Raw genomic sequence first — 22,441 nt, 5'->3', positions numbered from 1 at the left:
AAATTGCCGCCTAGTCATGCAAACAAATATTCGGTACACTATGAATGAGAGGTGATGCAATATGAAAAAGAAAACAATGAACGAACTCATAGAAGAATTAAAGAAAGACGAACAGGTCGAGCATTGGCATGAAATTGAAGCGAAGCCTGCACAGACCTCTCCGGTGCCTGAAAGAGTAAACGACAGGCTGAAAAAGGCGCTTGAGAAACGAGGCGTGAGCGAACTCTACATTCATCAAAAGGAAGCCTTTGAACGTGTGATGAACGGAGAGCATGTGGTGACTGTCACACCAACAGCTTCAGGTAAAACACTCTGTTACAATCTGCCCGTCCTTCAGTCTATCGCAGAAGATCAGACAAGCCGCTCCCTTTATTTATTCCCAACAAAAGCGCTCGCACAAGATCAAAAAAGTGAACTCAACGAAATCATCGACGAGATGGATATTCCGATTCATAGTGAAACATATGACGGGGATACCTCCCCAGCCATTCGGCAGCGAGTTAGACAAGCAGGGCATATTGTCATTACAAACCCAGATATGCTGCATTCAGCCATTTTGCCTCATCATACGAAATGGGTCAGCTTGTTTGAAAATTTGAAGTATATTGTCATTGATGAGCTTCATACATATCGAGGCGTATTTGGCAGTCATGTGGCCAATGTCATTCGCAGGTTAAAGCGAATTTGCACATTTTATGGGAGTGACCCGGTTTTTATTTGTACTTCCGCAACGATTGCAAATCCAAAAGAGCTAGCGCAGCAGCTAACGGGGTGTAAAGTGCACCTGATCGAACGAAACGGGGCACCTAGCGGTAAAAAGAATTTTGTGTTTTACAACCCGCCAGTCGTAAACAAGCCATTAAATATTAGACAAAGTGCCGCCACTGTCGTCAATCAATTGGCTAAAACGTTTTTAAAAGAAAAAATCCAAACGATTGTTTTTGCTAGAAGCAGAGTAAGAGTAGAAGTAATTTTAAGTCATATTCAAGAGCTAGTGAAAAAAGAGATCGGTCCAAAATCGATTCGAGGATATCGCGGAGGCTATTTGCCAAAAGAGCGGCGTGTAATTGAAAAAGGATTAAGAGAAGGTGATATTCTAGGTGTTGTCAGTACGAACGCTCTAGAATTAGGGGTGGATATAGGTCAGCTAAAGGTTTGTATCATGACCGGATATCCTGGCAGTGTAGCGAGTACATGGCAGCAGGCAGGACGAGCTGGAAGGCGTCATGAGGAAGCGCTCATTATCATGGTCGCAAGCTCGTCACCACTTGATCAATATATTGTCAGACACCCTGAATATTTCTTTAACAGACCGCCTGAATCGGCAAGAATCAATCCTGAAAATCTCATCATTCTAGTCGATCACCTAAAATGTGCGTCCTACGAGCTCCCGTTTCGAGAAGATGAACAGTTTGGCGAGATGGATGTAGAAGAGATTTTGCAATACTTACATGAGGAAGGCGTTCTTCATTTTAGCGGGAACCGCTATTATTGGTCAGATCAATCGTTCCCAGCGCATGACATCAGCCTCCGGTCTGCAAGCCAGGAAAATGTCGTAATTGTGGATCAATCAGATGTGGCGAATGTTCGGATTATTGGAGAGATGGACCGTTTCAGTGCGATGACGCTGCTTCATGATGAAGCCATTTATTTACATGAAGGGGTTCAGTATCAAGTGGAAAAGCTAGATTACGAGCACCTGAAGGCTTATGTGAAACAAGTAGATGTAGAATACTATACAGATGCGAATTTAGCTGTTCAACTTAAGGTACTTGAAATCGATCAGACGACAGAGAAGGAAGCTGTATCTGTTCACTACGGTGATGTGACCGTCAACGCAATGCCGACGATTTTTAAAAAAATCCGGTTAAGCTCGGGTGAAAATATCGGCTCTGGTCCAATTCACTTACCGGAAGAAGAAATTCATACGAGTGCGGCTTGGTTTGAATTACACGAGGCAGAGCGGAGATTTGAAGAGAAAACTCTTGAACAGCTGCTTCTAGGCATTGCAAATGTTCTTCAGCACATTGTACCTGCTTTTGTGATGTGTGACCGCTCAGATATACATGTTGTTTCACAAATTAAAGCGGCACATACCGGAAAACCTACCGTCTTCTTATATGACCATTATCCTGGCGGAATCGGCTTAAGTAAGGAAGTACAAGCTCGTTTCGATGAAATCGCAGGCGCAGCCATTCAGCTGATTGAGCGATGCCGCTGTGAAAATGGCTGTCCATCCTGCATTGGCATGGAAATGAAAGAGGTTAACGGGAAAAGCAGCATCGTTGAATTGATGTCCGTATTTTAAAGGAAAGGAGGAGCGTACCAGCTCATGTCTTTAAAAGGGAAATTAAATAGAATGAAGAAACACCTATCGCACAATCAGACTCATGAAAACCGGCAGAAGACAGTAGAAGGGCCACCTCAGTCTGTGACTTCAGAAAAGATCCCATTTTTAAACGAATGGGAAAAGTTAGGTGCAATTCCTTATCATTTTGAGGGTTCCTTTTGTCTCATTCGAGAAGTCACCTATTCTTTAGAAGATCAGCATGGACTTTATTCATTTGCGGAACTGCCGAAGATCATCGAGGCGTGGAACGAAAGCGACATCCAGCATTCGCTATCTGCTAAAGGTTACGAGCCGCATGAGCTGTTCTTCTTTGATACAGAAACAACAGGATTATCTGGCGGTACGGGAAATATGATTTTTTTGCTTGGACATGCACGGGTCTTTTCCGACAAAGTGGTGGTGAAACAGCATTTACTCACCAATCCAGGAAATGAAGCGGCTTTGTACAAAAGTTTTCTCGATGAAGTGAACGTAGAATCGCTAGTTACATATAATGGGAAATCATTCGATTGGCCTCAAGTGAAAACGAGACATACGCTATTACGCGATCAAATCCCTGCACTTCCTGAATTCGGCCATTTTGATCTTCTGCACGGATCTAGACGATTGTGGAAGCATAAATATGAACGAATGGCGCTATCCGTTGTGGAAAAAGAAGAGCTGCACGTGCATCGTGAAGGCGATACGCCAGGGTTCTTGGCACCGATGATCTATTTTCATTTTTTAAAGGAACAGAACCCGAAGCTGATTGAAGGAATCTTGACTCATAATGAACTAGACGTTTTATCGTTAATCAGCCTCTACATTCATCTATCCAAAAAAATACTATCTAATGATGCAGTAAAGGAACACAATGAGAAATATGCGCTCGCGAGATGGCACCTTGCTCATCGTGATGTACAGGAAGCAACGAAGCATTTGCAACAATTAACGAATGCCGATTTTGAGCATGCAAATGAGGCGTCTTATGATCTCTCATTACAATATAAACGACAAAACGAGTGGGATGAAGCGGTTCAAATATGGGGGAAGCTATTTGAATCAAGCGATGCCCATTTAGCGTTAAAAGCGGGTATAGAGCTTGCGAAGTATAAAGAGCACCGCCAGAAAGATGCAAGGTCAGCTCTATCCATTACTGAATCTTTATTAACTTTCTCAACGTTAAGTCAGCGAGACACAGAAGAACTTGAGAAGCGAAAAAAAAGGCTTTTGAGGAAAGCTGGGCAATAAACATTATTGCCCGGGAAAGCGCAAAACATGACAACGTTCGGCTCTCGGCCGAAAATAAAAATTGTTTAGCACTTTTATTGTAGAAAAGTCACGAATCCTGTAAAATAACGTTAGATATTGAATGAGGAGCGTAGAGCATGTATAAGGGTCTTTTCTACTTGTTTTTTCTTGTTGTCATTTTGGTCGCTTTTGTGTTTTCAAATTACAAGGATGTTTTTCTTGCAAACTTTTAAAATAGGTTAATGCATTAGTACATGTACACCTCTTTTTTCATACATTGTTAATGTAAGAAAATTAAGGAGAGGGGAATGCTACATGCACCATCATCATCATTGCCAGCCGAACGTTACACAGCCAATTGTTCATCCGACGAATCATTGCTGTACACACAGCGAGTCAACAACAATTGTGCCGCATATCCATCCGCAGCATGTGACAAATGTTCATCATCAAAATTTCCAACATGTTCACTATTTCCCGCATACGTTTTCTCAGGTGGACCCGGCAACACATCAACACTTTAACTGCGGAGGACCTTGCTGTAACAGATAAAGTGAAATGGGACTTTTATAAGTCCCTTTTTTTAAAAGCAGGTGAAAAAATGAAAATTATTGCTGTCACAGGGTACAAGCCATTTGAGCTTGGCATCTTCAAACAAGATGAGCCGGCACTTCAATACATAAAAGCGGAGCTTCGAAAAAGGCTGACAGCCTTGATTGAAGAAGGACTCGAATGGGTGCTCATATCAGGCCAGCTTGGCACAGAAATCTGGACAGCTGAAGTGGTATTTGAGCTTCAAGAGGAGTATCCAGCGTTAAAACTTGCTGTCATCACGCCATTTTATGAACAGGAAGAGCGCTGGAATGAACAAAACAAAGAGTTGTATGAAGGGATTCTTACACAGGCCGATTTTGTAGAAAGTGTTACGCATAGACCGTATGAAAGTCCGGCACAATTTAAACAAAAGAACCGTTTTTTTATTGAGAAAACAGATGGCCTTCTCGCCCTTTATGATCCTGAGCATGACGGCTCGCCAAAGTACATGATCAAAGAAGCGGAAACCTATACCGACTACCCGATTATGTACATCACAATGGATGATCTTAGAGCACAAGTTGAGGCAGAAGATCCGTTTTTTGACTAAAAGCAAGAGAAAATTTGACAACGTCACGTATTTCTGAAAAAATATACTATGAATTCACGATATGAGGTGAAAAAGATGCTTGCTGATAAAGTAAAGCTTTCTGCGAAAGAAATTTTAGAAAAAGAATTTAAAACAGGTGTCAGAGGTTACAAACAAGAAGAAGTCGATAAATTTTTAGATATGGTCATTAAAGACTATGAGACATTCAACCAAGAAATCGAAAAGCTTCAACAAGAAAACCTTCACTTGTCTAAACAGCTTGAAGAAGCCGTTGAACAAGGGAAAAGACAGCCTGCACAGTCTAATACAACAAACTTTGATATTTTAAAAAGACTATCTAACCTTGAAAAACACGTTTTCGGCAGTAAACTTTATGATTGAGTTTTGCTGAAAAAGGCTTGTGCCAGATGTCATTGTCGTTTATAATAACGCTTATTGATTAACGTTCGGGTAATCGCTGTAATGCTTTTAGACATTGCAGAGGAAAGTCCATGCTCGCACGGTGCTGAGATGCCCGTAGTGTTCGTGCCTGGCGAAAAAATAAGCCAGGGCAGTCTGGGAAAGGCTGACGGCAGGAAAAATGCCTACGTCCTTTTAGGATATGGCAAAGTATCCTTGAAAGTGCCACAGTGACGAAGTCTCACTAGAAATGGTGAGAGTGGAACGCGGTAAACCCCTCGAGCGAGAAACCCAAACTTGGTAGGGGAACTTTCTCAAAGGAACCAAACGGAGAGAAGGACAGAGAATTCTGTAGATAGATGATTACCACCTGAGTACGAGGCTTTTGCCGTTTGCAGTACGATGGAACAAAACATGGCTTACAGAACGTTATATCCGTTATTTTAAACATGATGAAACAAAGCTCTCCTATTTCAACATATGGAGAGCTTTTATCTTGAATACATAAAAGGACGAGAAAACAGGTGATAAATCAATGAAAACCTATACACTCATCGCAACAGCTCCAATGGGAATTGAAGCAATTGTTGCAAAAGAAGTAAGAGACCTTGGCTACGACTGCACGGTAGACAACGGAAAAGTGATTTTCGAAGGAGACGCTCTTGCGATTTGCCGTGCAAATCTCTGGCTGCGTACAGCAGACCGAATCAAGGTACAAGTAGCTGAATTTTCGGCAAAAACATTTGATGAGCTGTTTGAACAGACAAAGGCGATTGACTGGGCTTCTTTTTTACCGAAAAACAGTACGTTTCCTGTCATCGGTAAATCTGTGAAATCACAGCTTGCCAGTGTGCCGGATTGTCAGCGTATCGTCAAAAAGGCAATTGCGCAAAAGCTCAGATCCTCATACAACATTCAGTCTGAATGGCTTGAAGAAACAGGACCTGAGTACAAAATTGAGGTGGCACTTTTAAAAGACAAAGCCGTGCTTACTCTTGATACATCTGGCGTGGGTCTTCATAAGCGCGGGTACCGTGCGGATCAAGGCGGAGCACCTATTAAAGAAACCCTTGCTGCTGCACTCGTCCTATTAACAAACTGGACACCTGACCGTCCGTTTGTTGACCCTTTCTGCGGATCAGGAACAATCGCTATTGAAGCCGCCATGATAGGACAAAACATTGCCCCAGGATTTAACCGAGAGTTTGCGTCCGAGTCTTGGGAATGGATCGGTGAAGATGTATGGAACACAGCGCGCCATGAAGTGGAAGAAAAAGCAAATTATGATCAACCACTCCGCATTATTGCAAGTGATATCGACCACCGGATGGTAGACATTGCAAAAATGAATGCAGAAGAAGCTGGACTAAGTGAATTGATTGAGTTTAAACAAATGCAAGTCAAAGACTTTCAAACAAAAGAAGAGTATGGTGTGATTGTCGGAAATCCGCCTTACGGAGAACGACTCAGTGACAAACCAGCTGTTGAAAAAATGTATCAAGGCATGGGGGAGGCATTTAAGAGCCTAGACACTTGGTCCATTTACATCTTAACGTCACACGAACAGTTCGAAGAGTGCTTCGGTAGAAAAGCAACGAAAAAAAGAAAATTGTTTAATGGGTTTATTAAAACAGACTATTATCAATATTGGGGAAAACGCCGGCCTAGAAAACAGTCAACGGAATCATAAAAAATTGTCACACCTATAGATGGTGTGGCTTTTTTATTGCATAAAAGGTATAAACCTTCACAGGACGGAATAAACTGAACTTGATTTTAAAAAAAGAGGTGTCTTCATGATTCATTATGATCAAATTCAGTTAATCCAAAAAGCACTCACTTCGACTGCTCAAGAAATAGAAGGGCATGAAGGTGGACAATCTGCTCAGCTTACGGCAGCTATCGAAGATTTAGCGCTTGCTCAAGCTTACATAGAGAGATCTGAGCATGCATTTTTAATGAAGGAAAACTATCAACATCGTTTGCGATCGTAAAAAAAGATTGTCATTCCCCATCATAAATGTTACTATTGAATGTCTGAATGATTCAAAAGTTGGGGGTTGAAGCAGGTGACAGCATCTCGTTTGCCTTTTTCATTATCAAAAGAACATAATTTTTACGAAGAACTGGGCAACTGGATTGGTGATGTGTTCTATGACATTTTGCCAGAAAAGGGCTTTGATCTTCGAGATGAACAAATATTTATGGCTTTTCAACTAGAAAGAGCCTTTAAAGAAAAAAGTGTGATGTTTGCCGAAGCCGGGGTAGGAACAGGCAAAACCATCGTCTATCTATTATTTGCGGTCACATATGCAAGATATACAGGAAAACCTGCGATTATTGCATGTGCAGACGAAACGTTAATTGAACAGCTTGTGAAACAAGAGGGTGATATCTATAAAATTGCCAATCACCTTGATATTCAAATAGATGCGAGATTAAGTAAATCGCATGATCAATATTTATGCTTAAAGAAACTAGAGAAAACCATGCAGCGTGAAGATGATGAGAAATGGCTCGATATTTATGAATCGCTTCCTTCATTTGTTCATGAATCACATGGTATGCAAAACTTTTATCCGTATGGTGATCGAAAAGAATATCCAGAGCTATCCAATGATGAATGGTCACGCATTGGATATGACTCGTTTCAGGACTGTTTGACATGTGATATGCGTCATCGCTGCGGTCTGAATTTATCAAGAGATCATTACCGGAAAGCAACTGATCTTATCATCTGTTCTCATGATTTTTACATGGAGCATGTGTGGACGAAGGAATCCCGCAAACGTGAGGGCCAGCTGCCGCTGCTTCCTGAACATAGTTCTGTTGTATTTGATGAAGGGCACCTGCTTGAGTTTGCTGCACAAAAAGCACTCACGTACCGAGTGAAGCAGTCCATGCTCGAAACATTTTTAGAACGCCTGCTGCAAAACGATATACGCGAAGAGTTTGCCGAGCTCGTTGAAGATGCACTTGCCACAAACGATGAATTCTTTTATCTCTTAAAAACGCATGCCAAAGAAATCAAGGGCTCACATCGACTCGAAATTGGCCGCGTAGATGAAGTGAAGCGTTCTGCAAGTGAATTGTGTGACTTGCTTGAAAAAATCGGGGAAGCACTTGTGTTTGAATCTGAGATGTATACAATTGACCAATACGAATTGTCTGTTGTGGAAGAGTACATTGAACAAATGGCGTATTCACTATCGCTTTATCAAAAAAATGCAATTAGCTGGCTTGAAAAGCAGGAGTTAGATACGACATTTGTTGTTATGCCAAAAACGGTCGCAGAGGTGCTTGGAGAAAAAGTATTCTCACAAAAAAGACCATACATTTTCTCTTCTGCTACATTGTCTGAAAATCAATCCTTTGATTATTTAGCTGAAAGTCTTGGTATCAAAGATTACTTATCAATGAGTGTGGATTCACCGTATGATTACGATGAGCAAATGAAGATCTATTTCCATGGGATTCAGCAGCTTCAAGAGCAAGAGGCAAAAGGACAGCAAGTGATCACTCAGCTGAAAGATAACGGAGGACGGTCTCTCATTTTGTTCCCTTCATTTGATGAACTTCATTTCTTTAGAAAGCAGCTTGAGGCATCGGATGAAACATTGCCTTTCCACGTGTACTTTGAGGGAGACGAGGAAATCAGTACGATTGTTCAAAAGTTCCAAGCAGATGAGACATCTGTGCTATGCTCTGTTCACCTTTGGGAAGGGCTGGATATTCCAGGACAATCCCTAACAAATGTGGTCATCTGGGGACTTCCTTACCCACCTCATGATCCGGTATTTGAGGCGAAACGGAATGAAGCAAAGGATGCTCGTGCTGAAGTTGACCTTCCGTACATGCTGCTGCGCTTACGACAAGGTATTGGAAGACTGATTCGGACAAGCCAAGATGCAGGAAGCATTCATATTTATTTTGACCGTAAGGAAGATACGGAGCTTCAAAGTAAAATTGAATCCGTTCTGCCAGTGAAACCAATCATCACATCTTAAATCACATATGAACGGCGAGAAAGAGGGGAGGATACCATCTGTGTATCCTCCTTTTTCATTGACAAAAGAACATTTATTGAAGTAGCCTTGAAACGTACATACATATTTTATTGATTGGGGGAACAAACGCATGAGTCTTGAATCAAAAGAGAAAGCGTTTTATCAATTACTAGGAAAAATCGCCCACTATACTGAGGCGCTCCATTTACTTTATTGGGACTCTAGAACTCAGGCACCTAAAAAAAGCGCTGATTTCAGAGCTGAAACGATCGGTCAATTATCAAGTGATATTTTTAATATGAAGACTTCTGATGAAATGAGAGATCTTCTTCACGCATTAAGTAAACACCGAGATGAGCTGTCAAAAGATACACAAAAGGCGCTTGAATTATCACAAAAAGAGTATGACGAAAGCAGCAAAATTCCAAAAGAAGAATTTAAAGAATACTCGATTTTGCAATCAAAAGCAGAGCATGTCTGGGTAGAAGCAAGGGAGAAATCAGACTTTTCACTCTTTGCACCATACTTAAAGCAGCTCATTGAATTTAATAAGCGGTTTATCCAATATTGGGGCGTGAAAAAAACGCCATATGATGTGCTGCTTAATAATTATGAGCCCGATATGACAGTTGAACAGCTCGATCAAAAATTTGGCGCACTTCGAGAGGCCATCGTTCCTCTAGTGAAAAAAATCGAAGCCTCGCCAAATAAACCAGATACTTCATTTTTATCGAAAAGCTTCCCGATCGACAAGCAAAAAGAGCTGAGTCTCTTTTTCTTAAAAGAGTTAGGGTATGACTTTGACGCAGGACGTCTAGATACAACGGTTCATCCGTTTGCTGTGACATTAAGCAGAGGGGATGTTCGTGTGACGACCCGTTATGATGAGCATGATTTTCGGATGGCGATCTTTGGCACGATTCATGAGTGTGGTCATGCCATCTATGAGCAAAATATTGATGAGGCGCTGAGCGGAACGCTATTATGTGACGGTACATCAATGGGAATCCATGAATCGCAGTCTCTTTTCTTTGAGAATTTTATCGGTAGACATGAGGACTTCTGGAAAACGCATTATCAAAAGCTGCAAGAAGCGTCTCCTGAACAATTTAAAGATGTCTCATTAGAAGATTTTGTGCATGCAGTGAATGAATCGAAGCCGACTTACATTCGAATTGAAGCAGATGAGCTCACATACCCGCTCCATATTATCATCCGCTATGAAATTGAGAAAGCGATTTTCAATGAAGAAGTAGCAGTTGAAGACCTGCCTGCGCTTTGGAATGAAAAATATCAATCATACCTTGGTATTACGCCTCCTAATGATGCCCTCGGCATTTTGCAGGATGTTCACTGGTCTGATGGTAGCTTTGGATATTTCCCTTCATATGCACTTGGCTATATGTATGCGGCGCAATTAAAGCATCAAATGATCAAAGATTTACCGAATTTTGATGAGCTGATTCAAAATGGGTCTTTTGCACCGATAAAAGAATGGCTCACAGAACATGTTCACCAGCATGGAAAACGCAAGAAGCCATCTGAAATCATTCAGGATGCGACTGGTGAGGAATTAAATGTTCAATATTTAATCGATTATTTAACGGATAAATATACGAAACTGTATTTATCTTAAATGAAAGGCACCCTTTGCTCAGAAGGGTGCTTTTTTGATGCTTGAATATTCTAAAAACGAACATTTGAACCCGATCTATTATTTAAGTTCGGAATTTTTCTAGAAAAGTGCTTTCCAAGCGTCTGAAATCTTGTTATAATTTGAACACTATAACACTCATATAATCGCGTGATGATGGCACGCAAGTTTCTACCGGACACCGATACAGTCCGACTATGAGTGAGCAAAATGAAACAGCTCTTGTTTGAGCTGAAGATCCGTGGATCGTTTTCGCATTGCTTGCTCCTCATGGACAGCAATGCTTTTTTTATGCAAAAAAATGAATGTTTGCCAATATGCTAGGGGGAAGAATGATGGAATTGTTACGTCAAAAAATTGAGAACGAAGGAATCGTTCTATCAAATCAAGTGTTAAAGGTAGATGCCTTTTTAAATCATCAAATTGATCCTGCGTTAATGCATGAGATCGGCCAAGAGTTTGCTAAACTATTCAAACATGATGGCATTACAAAAATCATCACAATCGAATCTTCTGGCATTGCACCTGCTGTGATGGCTGGACTTGCTCTACAAGTACCGGTTGTCTTTGCTCGAAAACGTCAGTCACTGACACTAACAGATCAATTATTAACAGCAAGCGTGTACTCTTTTACAAAAAAAGTAGAAAGCAACATCGCTGTCTCAAATACACATCTCTGTGAAAATGATTGTGTTTTAATCATTGATGACTTTTTAGCGAACGGTGAGGCGGCTAAAGGACTTGCTAAAATCGCACAGCAGGCGAAAGCAAAAGTAGCCGGATTTGGCATTGTCATTGAAAAGTCTTTCCAGCCAGGAAGAGATGCGCTTGTTCAAATGGGCTACCGCGTCGAATCCCTTGCACGTATTGAATCACTTGAGGAAGGGAAAGTCACATTTGTACGAGAGGTCCAATCATGAGTGCTGCTAAAAAAGCGAAAACACTCTCGCTAGGGATTCAGCATGTGCTGGCGATGTATGCAGGTGCCGTTCTTGTACCACTCATTGTGGGAGAGGCACTCGGCCTCACACCTGCACAGCTGACTTACTTAATCTCGGCAGATATTTTCATGTGCGGGGCTGCCACGCTTCTTCAAGTTTGGAAAAACCGATTCTTTGGTATCGGTCTGCCTGTTGTATTAGGCTGTACATTTACTGCGGTTTCTCCTATGATTGCGATTGGTTCTAAATACGGGATTTCATCTATCTATGGAAGTATTATCGCTTCGGGATGTATCATCATTCTGCTTTCCTTTTTCTTTGGGAAGCTTGTGAAATTTTTCCCGCCTGTCGTGACAGGGTCTGTCGTAAGCGGTATTGATTGGGTACAACAAAGGTTTGCATGAAAAAAGAGCCATACGATAGGCTCTAGTCTATAGACAAGTTGTTCATCAATTGATTTACTGCTTTATTAGTTTGATCGATAGCTTCATCCGATGGCTTGTTTCTTGAATAAACTGTTATGTTATATCCTCCTTTAGAGAACTTCGAAACACTCTCTGCCTCATCAATTTCTAAAGAATCTAGAGTATCCTCAATAAACTTTCGTACACGTATGTAACTCGACTTTATAAAATCACTTACAGAAATTTCGCTATGTATGGACTCTGTCATCATATTCACCTCCTCTTAGTCTATGATACCACACTTTGCTATGTATGTAATTTGTATTTTATTAAATTTTTGTTTCCCATAAAACATATCTTTTATAGATAAACATTTTGCGGTATACCGAAAACTTACAAAATGACTGCCTTAACTTTACATTTGTTGTAAATGTCATGTTAAAATTATACAAAAGAATTGTTTACAAGGGGGTAACAGGATGACAAGATTAATAGCCTCTCAGAAGGTAGGGAACATGTTAAATACTTGGAATCTTGCCATACAAAAAGGGGATTTATCAGCAGCTATTGAGATGCAAGATGACATAGACAAAGCAATTGAATCAATGGAAGAAAATCAAGATATTCTTTTGTATTATCAACTATTGAGCTTTAGACTTAAGCTAAAACTTCAGAATATTAGCAGAAATTTAGACAAGCCGTTCTTTGAGAGAAACGCTCCTGACGAAAAAGAAGAAAAAACAAATAAACTCATGTCATATTACTTCTATTTTTATAATGGGATATATCATGACTACTTACAAGATTATGATAAGGCACTAAGCTACTTCAGAATAGCCGAAAAAAAGTTGGCTTATGTTGATGATGAAATAGAAAAAGCTGAATTCCATTATAAATTAGCTGTTTTATTCTATGATTTGAAAATGACTTTCCTATCTAAATATCATGCTCAAATCGCTACAGATACATTTAATGCACATGAAACTTATGTCAAAAGACAAATCAACTGTAGGTTACTTCACGCATTAAACTTAATAGATCAATTTAAATATGATGATGCAAGTGACCTTTTTAATGAAGCAGAGGGAATGATTAAGAAAATAGACGATAATCACTTAATCATACACCTGTATTACAATATGGGATTTTTAGAAAGTAAAAAAGGCAATTACTCAGATGCTGCCGAACTATACAGGCGCACCTTAAGCTATAGAAGAGAAATCGAAAAAAACGATTTATTGAAATTGAGATGTTTGTACGAATTATCTAGAGTTGAAATATCAACTCAAAGTAAGGAAGCAATAGAATTAATCGATTGTGGTTATAGCTTGTCTGAACAAGTTGATCATGAAATTTTCAAGGTTAAATTTAAATTATTGAAAGAGCTTGCTTGTGATGTTGCTGAATCGCAAATAAATAATATTAACACCTTGTGCTCAGAGCTTGAAGAAAAAAGAGTATGGGTTGATTTAGAGGAAATCTTGGTTGATGTGGCGAAGTACTTAGAGAGAAGAGGCTTGCTTCAACATTCATTGGATTACTATAAAAAAGCCTTACGTGCAAGCCAGTATGTAGGAAAAGGAGTGAATTAAATGAAAAAATCAATATTCATAACATTATCAATATCTGTGATAGCACTAGGTACACTTTTCTTTACAAATGGTTTAATTCAACCTCAACATGAGGATATCCAAACAGTTGCATCAAGAGGTAGCTCTGGAGGGTGAATGGTTAAAAATAGATAAAATGGATTAAAGTATAAGGCTCCTTGTGGTATTCTAGTAAAAGAATATTTCACAAAGGAGTCTTATTTATATGAAAATATTAGATGCTCCCTCCCTTATATCAGCTGTTGAGAAAAGATCAAAGGCATATGAACAGCTTCAAGAAGAAATGAAAGTTGTGAAAAAAGCATTAAAAAGTGTGTCGGGGTTAGGTGATGAATTTACCGGGAAAGGTGCAGATAATATCAAAGCTTTTTATAATGATCTTGCACTTTACACCGACACTTATCTTGATTTTATCGAGATGCAAAAGGCTTTTTTAGATGGAGTGAAAGGAAAGCTTGATGATGAATCATTAGGCGGGAGCACATTTATTGATGAGCACTTTTTAGACGCTCAATTGAAGCAAGGCATTCAGAATAATAAAGATATGGTCAAAGAACAAAAAGATGCTCTTTCCACTATTTTTGACGATATCAGTGATTTAATTGAATTACACACATTTTCAAGTAAAGAGGTCAATGAACATTTAGACGATGCGAACAAAAAAAGAAAAGAGACAATTGATGTTTTACATAAAATAGATCATGAGCTAAAAACAGAATACGCAAAGTCAGAAGCGATTGAGAATCACCTCAAAACTTTTTATGCAAAAATGATGGCTGCTACAGGACAAGGAAAGAACGCTCAGCCTATGTATTATGATGCAAAAGCATTTCATGAAACAGCTGTGTACAAGAATCATGATAAAATCGATGCACAGGTGAAAGCCTATTTAAAAGTGAAAAAAGAAGAAAAAGAGAAACGAAGAATTAAAGAATTGAAAGAAAAGCTCAATGATCCTTCGTGTATATCAGAAGCGAAATACTTTGAGATTGTCGATGAAATTGGATATGAAAATCTTTCTTACGATCAAAAAATGTATTACAGCCAGCTCCTTCAAATCAAAGCACAGGAAGAAGCATCAGAGGTATTCGTTGATAGTGTAAAAGGTGCTGCAGTTGGTCTATACGATGTGGCGAAAGATACAGTAGTTGGCATCTACGATCTTGTAACAGACCCTGGGGGTGCCGTTGAATCAGTCGTAACGGCTGTTTCTCATCCAATAGAAACGTCGAAGGCGATTGGAAAGGCGATTTCAGACTCCTATGAAAGAGATATGGTAAACGGTGACTCTTATTCGAGAGCACATTGGGTTAGCTACGCAACAGGTACCATAGCCACTTCTATATTCGGAACGAAAGGTTTAGGTTCTGTTTCTAAAACTGGCGTAGCAACAACGAAAACAGCTGTTGTAAGTGGTGTGAATAAAACTAAGCATCTCGCTAATAACGTTACCATCAACGACTTGCTACCTTATTCGCCAAAGCATCAACTAGCAGGGATTAAAAATGTTCCTTATAATGTTGTAGACGGAGCTTCTTTAAAAGAACGTTTAGTAATGCTGGCTGAAGGAATAAAAAACCCAAGAACTCGTCTTCCAAGATCGAATGGAAGATGGGAAGGTGTGCCAGGTAACGGGAAATGGTATTCAGATAACCCAAAAGTAAAGGCCATTACTGGAGGAAAACCAGTTGAATTTATAGATAAACGCCCAAATTTCACTCCTTGGGAAAAGGGTCGACTTCATTTTAAAGAGGGGAAATTAACTGGTGAAAAATCTGATTTTAGTTTGGTATATAAAAAACTAAAAAACAGTATGGTTTTAAATCTCAACATGAGGCGAAAGAATGGCTTGCAAAAGTGAAGCTAACTCCTCATCATTTAGACAATAAAACAATACAGCTTGTTCCGACTGACTTACATAAAAATGTGCCACATATTGGTGCTGCATCAGACTTAAGAGGAGGCTATTAAAATGAGCTTTAAACGGATTAAAGACAAACTTGATCAATACACTATTGATATTAGATCAACCAAAACAAATAACTCATTAAACGAAATGAAAAAAATAGAAGAAGAAAACGGATTTCATATTTCTTCCGATTATAAGAGTTTTATTAGTGAATACGGGGAATGTTGGATTGAGGACAATGTATATACCCATTTAAGAGAAAAACCAGTGTGGCTAGTTGGTGAATCAGTGCCAGTCGAATTGTTTTATGGGTTGGAGCAGAATGATTATGATATACGAGAAGCCATAAAAACATATAAAGAACAACTGCCAGAACAAATAATTCCTATCGCAGACGCAGACGGCGGAGACCTAATTTGTTTAGATGTTAGTGAAATAAATCAAGGGAAGATTTACTTTTGGGATCATGAACTTAGAGATAGAGAACAGGATATGTTCCTGATTGCTAATACTTTTACTGAATTTATTGAAGGGTTATTTGTTGTTGAAGATGATGATGAAGATATTGATATAGAAGATATTGATATCCAACTTAGTGACGATCTCTTAAAAATGTTAAAGGAAAGAGATTAAAAGTTAGACAAATGTTACTTTTAATTTAATGATTTTTAAGTTTAAAGGGTGCTAAAAAGCATCCTTTTCTATTATTAAAAAACACCCATCAAGGGGTGTCTTAGTTTGAATCAACTATAGAACGTAAAGCATCATCATATTCTTCTAAATCATAACCTGGATGAGCTTTTAGCATTGTATATTTAACTGTTTTATCAGGATTGTTTAAAAAGTATTCAGCAAGTCTAATAAGCGCAGCACGAATATCTTGCTCGTTGATATCCTTAAAATCAAAGTATTCACATTCACCGAATCTTGCTTTATAAAGACAAATCTTACTGAATTCAATGTCATCAAAAGGAAGACTTTCTGAAACGCCATAGTTGATCTCTATTTCTTTTAAAAGTTTATTAAGTAGAAAGTATCCAGTTAACTGAAGAACATCCGCAGACTTGTATCCCACATCTTTAACTACTTTGAAATCATAAAGTACATCATCAACTAGAATATCTGCATCTGCACCATCAACCAATAGGGAAGCAATGCCAAAGTGAGGGTTGAAAACCACTTTGCTGTCTGTTTTAATAAATCCACTACCAATGAATTTTTCTTCGAATGTATTCATTAATCCATTTAGTTCATTAGTTAGCGTGTCCTTTCTTTGTATATCGAAAATATCAGTCTCGCTAACACCTGCAAGTATATTAGCTCTAGAGTACCTCTCTAAGTTCGCAAGTTTTAAGGCTGTCACACAAACCTCATTGTTCAATGATTGTTCGCCTTTAATAAAGGTATCAATGTCTTTTTGAATAGTTGAATAATATTTATCTTCCAAACTATTATCCCCAGTGAATTTTTGCAATTTTTTAAGTCCGTTATAGGCAACTAGTTCTTTAAAGCTCATCTCTAGATTTATTATTTGGGCTATTCTAAACCTCGCTAAGTAATCAAAAGCAGTCCCTATTAAGCTTGCATCAGATGGGTTCTCCAATGTATAAGGTACTAACGTTTCATACTCTTTAGAAAAGGGATTTTTCCCACTTGCAGTTTTGAAATCTTTCTTTTTAGGCGCAATAGCAGCAACTATTTCTTTGAATTGTGGCACTTTGCTTAAGTTCGCTGTAAGTGACATTGTTAACCTCCTAATTGTTATACATAAATTGTAACAGAAGGATAGAATTTGTATACCAATATTTACATCGAACAAAAGTTCCTAAAACTGATTGATAAAGAACGTTTGTTCTGTTACTATTTAATCATTCAAGAAGGAGTGATTAAATGCTTAGAGACAGAGGTACGGTTAAGTGGACAGCTATGATGTTACCTGAGCATGTTGCACGACTTAAACACGATCTAGCAGAAACGAAAAAAATAGATAAACCAATTATAGATGAACAGCAAGCAGAAGAATTTGAAGCAACAATTGCTTACGCCATGAGTGTTAACAAGGTGTTGAATTTTTCAATTTTTGATTCAGGAGTTGTCAATCAACTTAAAGGTTTCACACAATACATCAATTACGAAAAGAAGATGCTACATATAAAGGATATGTCAGATGATATACACTTTGTTTTGTTAGATGACATAGTGGGTGTTTCTTATGATTGATTACACCAAGTTTCCACGTCACAAGATACTGTGTGTAGACATGAAATCTTTTTATGCTTCCATATCAGCAGTTATGATGGGTTTAGATCCACTAGAGTGTTATTTAGCTGTAGTGGGCAACACAGAGAGACAGGGGAGTGTCGTGTTAGCAGCAAGCCCTAAACTCAAGCAAGATTTCAAAATTAAAACTGGCTCAAGGCTGTTTGAAATACCTGATGATCCAAGAATCCATGTTGTTAATCCCAAAATGGATACATTTATAAACGTTTCAACGAAAATTACACAGCTGTTTTACCGATACGTACCAGAATGTGATGTTCACACTTATTCAATCGATGAATCTTTTTTAAAAGTTGATGGAGTTATGAGAATGTGGAACAGTGTGGAAGAAATTGCTGAACACATCCAGGATGCTATCATGCGAGAATTTGGATTGCCTTGCACAATTGGAATTGGTGACAATATGCTGATCAGTAAGCTTGCCCTAGATTTAGAAAGTAAGAAAGCACCGAACGGTATTGTTAGATGGAGATATGAAGATATTCCAGGAAAACTATGGCCAGTTAGACCAATCTCTAAAATGTGGGGAATTGGGAGACGAATGGAACAAAACTTGAATCGAATGGGGATATTCACAGTTGGCGCATTAGCGAAGTATCCCTTAGAAATCTTAGAAAATAAATTCGGAGTAATGGGGAATCAAATGTTCCACCATGCTTGGGGAATTGATTTGTCTGAGATAGGCGCTCCAGTCTTACAGGGACAAGTGAGCTTTGGAAAGAGTCAAATCTTACTCAGAGACTATACAACTAAAGACGAAATAAAAGCTGTCATTTTGGAAATATGTGAAGAGGTTGCTAAGAGAACAAGGGATCATAAGAAAGCGGGAAGAACAATCAGTTTGGGCATAGGCTACAGCAAAGAGGAATATGGTGGAGGGTTTCACAGGAGTAAAACAATTGAAAGTCCTACCAATATCACTATGGACATATATAAGACGTGCATGGAGTTGTTTAACACGTTTTATCAACATAAAACAGTTAGAAGCATTTCCGTTACTCTAAGTAAAATTGAAGAGGATTTTAATCAGCAGCTAACTTTATTTGATGAAAGAGGATTAGAGAAAAGACAGCTGGGTTATGTTATGGATGGCATTAGAAATAAATATGGATCAAAGGCGTTGTTGAGGGCAGTTTCATACACTAAAGGTGGTACAGCGTTATATAGAGCTGGTTTAACAGGCGGTCATCAAAGTTAAAGTTGAAATAAACATTGAATTTAGATAAAATGAAATTAGGATCAGGATAGCTAAATATTTTTCACCTCCTTTGAGGTGGAATTAGCTTGGGCTAGTGCAATAGCCTGAGCTAAACAAAAACAGACATTTCAACAACTGTCCACTTTCATAAGATGTTTGTTATTTGTAACTAGAAAGAAATAAGGATGCGCTAACATCCTTTTAATGTACAATGAGCACTCAAGTGCTGGCTAATCAATCAGATAGTTTTAAGGATAGACTTTCCCTTTTACCTACCACAGCTCAAGGGGGAGTTTATTTTTTGTTTACTTAAAATCGAAAAAAATACCCCTACTCAAATAAGAAGGGGCTTTGTTGTTCACTGAACTCTAATGGCAATAAATTTTGAAATAAATGATGAATAGATAGTTGAGGTGCCAGATGTTGTTTCGAAAATCTTGTATTCTTTTTCCTGATCTTTTATTAAGTCGCCATGTACAAGCCCATCTGTAGAACCGAAAGAGAAAACCTCTGGTATCGTACCTTTTAATCCTTCACTTGTGCTTCCGTAAATGATATTGCTCATCAATATGTTTTCACCAATTTTATTTTTACCTCCTAATCCTAAATATGTTAGGCAGAAAATTGATGTAGCAACAGAATATTCATTCTTTATATCAGTCACATATAATCTTCTGCCACCTCCTATGCTGCTTGAAGCAAATGCGCAAGCACTCCATTCATGCTCGTTTGAGAATGTTACTGGAAACACCTATGGTTGTTGACTCTAGTTTTAAAGAGCCTTTGTATCCAGATACTAATATCATAGTTAACCTCCTAAAAATGAAAAAAAGAGAGGGGTTAGCCCTCTCACATTTGTTTAATCATATCTTTTAAAACTTGAAGAAATGCTTTAGCGTCTTGTTTTTCCATCCTTAAAATATCTTCGTTGCCCAAGCCTTCAGAGAGTGAAATCTTGAGAACGGGGAAGATGGCCGGTTCACTTTCTTCATCAGCTTGGGGAACTTCGACTTCATCTAACAACAGAGTTAGAATTTTCTCCTCGCCCTCAGCATTAATTTGGGCTTCGCTGAATTTATTTGGGTATGGCGAATACTTAATGTTGACTGTATTCATTATTTTCTAGGCTCGTCATATTCTAAAGCTTGATCACTGTCAGATACACCTTTAGTAGTAGGGTCATCTACAATACCTACAATGGATAAAAATGTGAGAAGTGCATTAAATTTCACAGTTAGATCATCGCTAAATCCTGTTAAGTCATAACCGAATGCTTCAGCGATCATTTGAACGAATAAAAGGGTGGCAGAGAGGATTGACACCCAAAATGTTTTCTTTTTTAAACGTACTTTCCAGTTGATTTTCATTACATCAAGCTCCTTATTTATTAATTCCAAAATGGTATAGCAAATATGCTCCGATTATCGTTGCAGCTACTGAGGGAAGAATCTTATAAAAAATATCTTTGGTAAACTGCGAAGGATCTATCTTTCTTGTTGAATCACTTCGTTCAAGAGTTTCAACCCGTGTATCTAATTTTTCATAAGATTTATTGAGGTTTTTTAAATTGTTACTCATTTCAATGAGTGTTGAAGTTAACTCTTTCGATTGCTTTTGGGATTCTTTATTAAATTCAAGTTGTTGTTCGCATATCATTTCAATTCTGTTGAGTGTATTTGTTTTATCTTCTAGCTTAACAATTTGAATTGCTTGCTGATTTGATTTTTCTTCAAGCAAGCTTATACGAACATGAACGTCATTACTTTCCATTTGACACCAGCCTTAGAGAAGGAGGTGACTTTAGTTCACCTCCTTGAAGTTGATTTTTATAAATTCTCATGGATGTTTGTAAATCCACAAAAATCTCTATTAATTTAGTTATACTTTGCTTCCATACTGACCTGAAATATAGGCACGCTTTCCTTTGTAGATTACTTCCCAGTATCCTTTAGGATTGTTGCTACCCTTAACAGAGCCAGAGATTTCAATTGTTTTGCCCAATGCGATGGTGTCTAAATTCTTGGCTGAATTGCGGTCAGGCTTATCCATAATAATAGCTGCATTTGACACGCCGACAATTTTGATCTTTCCAACAGATTTAATTGATGAACTCTTAGAGGCCTGTTTTGGCTTTGAAGCTTTCTTTGCAGGAGTAGATGTTTTCACTTCGCCTGTTACTTCAACATACTTATCAGAAGCAGTGATATAAAACGTCGCACCTTTAGAATTTTTCACTTTATATTGGTATGATGTTCCGACCTTAACTTTTTCAATAACAGTAGGGAAGCCAATACCTTTATTCACAGTACCTACAACATCTTTATCACCCCATGAAGCTTTAGCATAAAATCGAAGACCATCAACTTTAGATTTTAGAGAGCCACTTGCTTTAGAAGAGCTAGACTTTGAAGGAGTTGGGGATGAAGGGGTTTTTGATTTAGTTAACAACTCTTTGATTTTAGCAAGAGTTGCTTTGCCAGCGATTCCATCTACTGCAAGCTTGTTTGCTTTTTGGAATGCCTTCACCGCAATGGCAGTTTCGTCACCAAAGTGAGAATCAGCGCCATATTTCGGTAGCTTATAACCGAGTTTAATAAGGTTAGATTGAATTTCTTTAACTTTTGCACCTTTATCACCAAGACCATAAGCCTCGACTAACTCAAGGTCATTTTTGTTTGATGGTTTAGGTGTTGGAATAGTCACAGTTTTTCCTGTTAAAGCTTTATTAACATCGCTGACAAATTGAACCCATGCGCTAGGATTGTTAGTGTAATAACGATGACAATCTTTCCAGCCGACCACTTGATTATGAGTCCACAGATTTTCAGATTTGAGTCCGTAAGTTTTGAGAAGGGAAGCAGCTAATTCTACAGTTGTTTTATAAGTTGTAGCATCAGGCTTACCAGTCCAATCAGGGTGAGTCATTTCAATGCCGATAGTGCAGTTGTTTGGATAAGAGCTTAAGTTTCTAAGCGCACTTGCTGTGTAAACATTTGAGCCAACGTGATAAGCTAACTCACTATTCGGTAAGCATTGAATTACTTTTGTACCCTCGACAATGTAATGCGCTGATCCAAAACCTGATGTACCACTCTTTCGATTGTTAAAGAAATTTCGATTGCCTTCTGCAGATGATCCTGGGTTGGCAACCCAGTGAATCACAACAGCTTTTACTTTCTTTAGAGCTGTTTGAGGTCTGGAGTATTTGTTGGGAGTCAACAAACTTTGAGTAATGTTCATTAAATAAATTCCTCCAATTAGTTTTTTGAGCACTAAAAAAGAGCAGGGGATAGCCCAAGCTCTCTCGTTCTCACA

22 protein-coding genes, 1 other RNA gene, 4 pseudogenes and 1 riboswitch are annotated in these 22,441 nt (G+C 38.5%); of the genes and pseudogenes, 19 read left to right on the top strand and 8 right to left on the bottom strand.

From position 1 onward, the window contains the following. The first annotated feature begins 61 nt into the window (after positions 1–61). The 12 genes and pseudogenes from C5695_RS11100 to C5695_RS11045 all read left to right on the top strand — a co-directional run. Positions 62–2,308 carry a DEAD/DEAH box helicase gene (locus tag C5695_RS11100; protein ID WP_117730785.1) on the top strand — a complete coding sequence of 749 codons (2,247 nt, stop codon included), beginning with the start codon at positions 62–64 and terminating at the stop codon, positions 2,306–2,308. 24 nt (positions 2,309–2,332) lie between these two features. Continuing rightward, positions 2,333–3,580 carry a ribonuclease H-like domain-containing protein gene (locus tag C5695_RS11095; RefSeq protein ID WP_117730784.1) on the top strand — a complete coding sequence of 416 codons (1,248 nt, stop codon included), beginning with the start codon at positions 2,333–2,335 and terminating at the stop codon, positions 3,578–3,580. Positions 3,581–3,895: 315 nt separating this feature from the next. Beyond that, positions 3,896–4,132 (top strand): spore coat protein CotD, encoded by a 237-nt coding sequence (cotD, locus tag C5695_RS11090; protein ID WP_117730783.1) that lies wholly within the window; start codon positions 3,896–3,898, stop codon positions 4,130–4,132. Positions 4,133–4,181: 49 nt separating this feature from the next. After that, entirely contained in the window at positions 4,182–4,724 is a 543-nt protein-coding gene (locus tag C5695_RS11085) for an SLOG family protein (protein ID WP_233230726.1), read from the top strand. Positions 4,725–4,799: 75 nt separating this feature from the next. Next, positions 4,800–5,105, top strand: a complete 306-nt coding sequence (gene gpsB / locus C5695_RS11080; protein ID WP_012010336.1) for a cell division regulator GpsB — start codon at positions 4,800–4,802, stop codon at positions 5,103–5,105. A gap of 61 nt (positions 5,106–5,166) precedes the next feature. Next, an RNA gene (gene rnpB / locus C5695_RS11075) (RNase P RNA component class B) lies at positions 5,167–5,550 on the top strand. A 108-nt stretch (positions 5,551–5,658) separates the two neighbouring features. Next, entirely contained in the window at positions 5,659–6,813 is a 1,155-nt protein-coding gene (locus C5695_RS11070; RefSeq protein ID WP_117730782.1) for a THUMP domain-containing class I SAM-dependent RNA methyltransferase, read from the top strand. Positions 6,814–6,919: 106 nt separating this feature from the next. Further along, a complete protein-coding gene (locus tag C5695_RS11065) occupies positions 6,920–7,117 on the top strand; it encodes a hypothetical protein (RefSeq protein ID WP_111290353.1) in 198 nt (65 codons plus the stop codon). Between the two features lie 75 nt (positions 7,118–7,192). Then, positions 7,193–9,130, top strand: coding sequence for an ATP-dependent DNA helicase (locus tag C5695_RS11060; RefSeq protein WP_117730781.1), 1,938 nt, complete (start codon positions 7,193–7,195; stop codon positions 9,128–9,130). 130 nt (positions 9,131–9,260) lie between these two features. After that, entirely contained in the window at positions 9,261–10,766 is a 1,506-nt protein-coding gene (locus C5695_RS11055; protein WP_117730780.1) for a carboxypeptidase M32, read from the top strand. Between the two features lie 136 nt (positions 10,767–10,902). Then, a riboswitch (purine riboswitch) is annotated at positions 10,903–11,002 on the top strand. Between the two features lie 117 nt (positions 11,003–11,119). Beyond that, on the top strand, positions 11,120–11,704 hold the full coding sequence (gene xpt / locus C5695_RS11050; protein WP_117730779.1) for a xanthine phosphoribosyltransferase: 585 nt from the start codon (positions 11,120–11,122) through the stop codon (positions 11,702–11,704). Continuing rightward, positions 11,701–12,096: pseudogene (locus C5695_RS11045) on the top strand (solute carrier family 23 protein); the annotation flags it as partial. The gene xpt and the pseudogene C5695_RS11045, both read left to right, overlap by 4 nt. Positions 12,097–12,151: 55 nt before the next feature. Here C5695_RS11045 and C5695_RS11040 read toward each other — a convergent pair. After that, positions 12,152–12,397 carry a hypothetical protein gene (locus tag C5695_RS11040; RefSeq protein ID WP_117730778.1) on the bottom strand — a complete coding sequence of 82 codons (246 nt, stop codon included), beginning with the start codon at positions 12,395–12,397 and terminating at the stop codon, positions 12,152–12,154. 211 nt (positions 12,398–12,608) lie between these two features. On the opposite strand from C5695_RS11040, the gene C5695_RS11035 reads away from it, so the two are divergent. The 5 genes and pseudogenes from C5695_RS11035 to C5695_RS11025 all read left to right on the top strand — a co-directional run bounded on the left by C5695_RS11035 (position 12,609) and on the right by C5695_RS11025 (position 16,281). Then, positions 12,609–13,721, top strand: coding sequence for a response regulator aspartate phosphatase (locus C5695_RS11035; RefSeq protein ID WP_117730777.1), 1,113 nt, complete (start codon positions 12,609–12,611; stop codon positions 13,719–13,721). After that, positions 13,722–13,856 (top strand): hypothetical protein, encoded by a 135-nt coding sequence (locus C5695_RS20835; RefSeq protein WP_262379018.1) that lies wholly within the window; start codon positions 13,722–13,724, stop codon positions 13,854–13,856. Between the two features lie 88 nt (positions 13,857–13,944). Then, entirely contained in the window at positions 13,945–15,600 is a 1,656-nt protein-coding gene (locus tag C5695_RS11030; RefSeq protein ID WP_233230725.1) for a ribonuclease YeeF family protein, read from the top strand. Next, a pseudogene (locus tag C5695_RS20595) lies at positions 15,567–15,710 on the top strand (HNH endonuclease); the annotation flags it as partial. The gene C5695_RS11030 and the pseudogene C5695_RS20595, both read left to right, overlap by 34 nt. 1 nt (position 15,711) lies before the next feature. After that, a complete protein-coding gene (locus C5695_RS11025) occupies positions 15,712–16,281 on the top strand; it encodes an SMI1/KNR4 family protein (protein ID WP_117730776.1) in 570 nt (189 codons plus the stop codon). Positions 16,282–16,381: 100 nt separating this feature from the next. Here the strand turns inward: C5695_RS11025 and C5695_RS11020 are convergent, their stop codons facing one another. After that, a complete protein-coding gene (locus C5695_RS11020) occupies positions 16,382–17,392 on the bottom strand; it encodes a hypothetical protein (RefSeq protein ID WP_117730775.1) in 1,011 nt (336 codons plus the stop codon). 146 nt (positions 17,393–17,538) lie between these two features. On the opposite strand from C5695_RS11020, the gene C5695_RS11015 reads away from it, so the two are divergent. Beyond that, positions 17,539–17,868 carry a YolD-like family protein gene (locus tag C5695_RS11015; RefSeq protein ID WP_117730774.1) on the top strand — a complete coding sequence of 110 codons (330 nt, stop codon included), beginning with the start codon at positions 17,539–17,541 and terminating at the stop codon, positions 17,866–17,868. After that, positions 17,861–19,126: a Y-family DNA polymerase gene (locus C5695_RS11010; RefSeq protein ID WP_117730773.1), complete on the top strand. Its 1,266-nt coding sequence runs from the start codon at positions 17,861–17,863 to the stop codon at positions 19,124–19,126. Before C5695_RS11015 ends, C5695_RS11010 begins: the two co-directional genes overlap by 8 nt. A gap of 358 nt (positions 19,127–19,484) precedes the next feature. Here C5695_RS11010 and C5695_RS11005 read toward each other — a convergent pair whose 3' ends face one another. From C5695_RS11005 to C5695_RS20585, 6 genes and pseudogenes are all read right to left on the bottom strand, one after another. Then, positions 19,485–19,877, bottom strand: coding sequence for a hypothetical protein (locus tag C5695_RS11005; protein ID WP_125482360.1), 393 nt, complete (start codon positions 19,875–19,877; stop codon positions 19,485–19,487). Positions 19,878–19,975: 98 nt separating this feature from the next. After that, positions 19,976–20,242: a hypothetical protein gene (locus C5695_RS11000; protein ID WP_117730771.1), complete on the bottom strand. Its 267-nt coding sequence runs from the start codon at positions 20,240–20,242 to the stop codon at positions 19,976–19,978. Next, a complete protein-coding gene (locus C5695_RS10995) occupies positions 20,242–20,493 on the bottom strand; it encodes a phage holin (protein ID WP_117730770.1) in 252 nt (83 codons plus the stop codon). Before C5695_RS10995 ends, C5695_RS11000 begins: the two co-directional genes overlap by 1 nt. A gap of 13 nt (positions 20,494–20,506) precedes the next feature. Further along, the gene (locus C5695_RS10990; RefSeq protein ID WP_106037369.1) at positions 20,507–20,896 is read right to left on the bottom strand and encodes a hypothetical protein; all 390 of its coding nucleotides are present in this window, start codon (positions 20,894–20,896) and stop codon (positions 20,507–20,509) included. A gap of 108 nt (positions 20,897–21,004) precedes the next feature. Continuing rightward, positions 21,005–21,553, bottom strand: a pseudogene (locus tag C5695_RS20590) (N-acetylmuramoyl-L-alanine amidase family protein); the annotation flags it as partial. A gap of 39 nt (positions 21,554–21,592) precedes the next feature. Beyond that, positions 21,593–22,366 (bottom strand): annotated as a pseudogene (locus C5695_RS20585) (peptidoglycan recognition protein family protein); the annotation flags it as partial. Positions 22,367–22,441 lie beyond the last annotated feature (75 nt).

Origin of the sequence: Bacillus pumilus (genome assembly GCF_003431975.1) — a bacterium.
In the GTDB taxonomy this organism is placed as follows: Bacteria; Bacillota; Bacilli; order Bacillales; family Bacillaceae; genus Bacillus; species Bacillus pumilus_N.
This window is presented reverse-complemented; position numbering and strand designations above follow the sequence as displayed.

Coding starts and splice junctions, on each gene's coding strand:
- C5695_RS11010 (WP_117730773.1), top strand. CDS start 17,861: ATGATTGATTACACCAAGTTTCCACGTCACAAGATACTGTGTGTAGAC.
- xpt (WP_117730779.1), top strand. CDS start 11,120: ATGGAATTGTTACGTCAAAAAATTGAGAACGAAGGAATCGTTCTATCA.
- gpsB (WP_012010336.1), top strand. CDS start 4,800: ATGCTTGCTGATAAAGTAAAGCTTTCTGCGAAAGAAATTTTAGAAAAA.
- C5695_RS11015 (WP_117730774.1), top strand. CDS start 17,539: ATGCTTAGAGACAGAGGTACGGTTAAGTGGACAGCTATGATGTTACCT.
- C5695_RS11085 (WP_233230726.1), top strand. CDS start 4,182: ATGAAAATTATTGCTGTCACAGGGTACAAGCCATTTGAGCTTGGCATC.
- C5695_RS11040 (WP_117730778.1), bottom strand. CDS start 12,397: ATGACAGAGTCCATACATAGCGAAATTTCTGTAAGTGATTTTATAAAG.
- C5695_RS11030 (WP_233230725.1), top strand. CDS start 13,945: ATGAAAATATTAGATGCTCCCTCCCTTATATCAGCTGTTGAGAAAAGA.
- C5695_RS10990 (WP_106037369.1), bottom strand. CDS start 20,896: ATGGAAAGTAATGACGTTCATGTTCGTATAAGCTTGCTTGAAGAAAAA.
- C5695_RS11035 (WP_117730777.1), top strand. CDS start 12,609: ATGACAAGATTAATAGCCTCTCAGAAGGTAGGGAACATGTTAAATACT.
- C5695_RS11100 (WP_117730785.1), top strand. CDS start 62: ATGAAAAAGAAAACAATGAACGAACTCATAGAAGAATTAAAGAAAGAC.
- C5695_RS11025 (WP_117730776.1), top strand. CDS start 15,712: ATGAGCTTTAAACGGATTAAAGACAAACTTGATCAATACACTATTGAT.
- C5695_RS11000 (WP_117730771.1), bottom strand. CDS start 20,242: ATGAATACAGTCAACATTAAGTATTCGCCATACCCAAATAAATTCAGC.
- C5695_RS20835 (WP_262379018.1), top strand. CDS start 13,722: ATGAAAAAATCAATATTCATAACATTATCAATATCTGTGATAGCACTA.
- C5695_RS10995 (WP_117730770.1), bottom strand. CDS start 20,493: ATGAAAATCAACTGGAAAGTACGTTTAAAAAAGAAAACATTTTGGGTG.
- C5695_RS11020 (WP_117730775.1), bottom strand. CDS start 17,392: ATGTCACTTACAGCGAACTTAAGCAAAGTGCCACAATTCAAAGAAATA.
- C5695_RS11065 (WP_111290353.1), top strand. CDS start 6,920: ATGATTCATTATGATCAAATTCAGTTAATCCAAAAAGCACTCACTTCG.
- C5695_RS11095 (WP_117730784.1), top strand. CDS start 2,333: ATGTCTTTAAAAGGGAAATTAAATAGAATGAAGAAACACCTATCGCAC.
- cotD (WP_117730783.1), top strand. CDS start 3,896: ATGCACCATCATCATCATTGCCAGCCGAACGTTACACAGCCAATTGTT.
- C5695_RS11070 (WP_117730782.1), top strand. CDS start 5,659: ATGAAAACCTATACACTCATCGCAACAGCTCCAATGGGAATTGAAGCA.
- C5695_RS11055 (WP_117730780.1), top strand. CDS start 9,261: ATGAGTCTTGAATCAAAAGAGAAAGCGTTTTATCAATTACTAGGAAAA.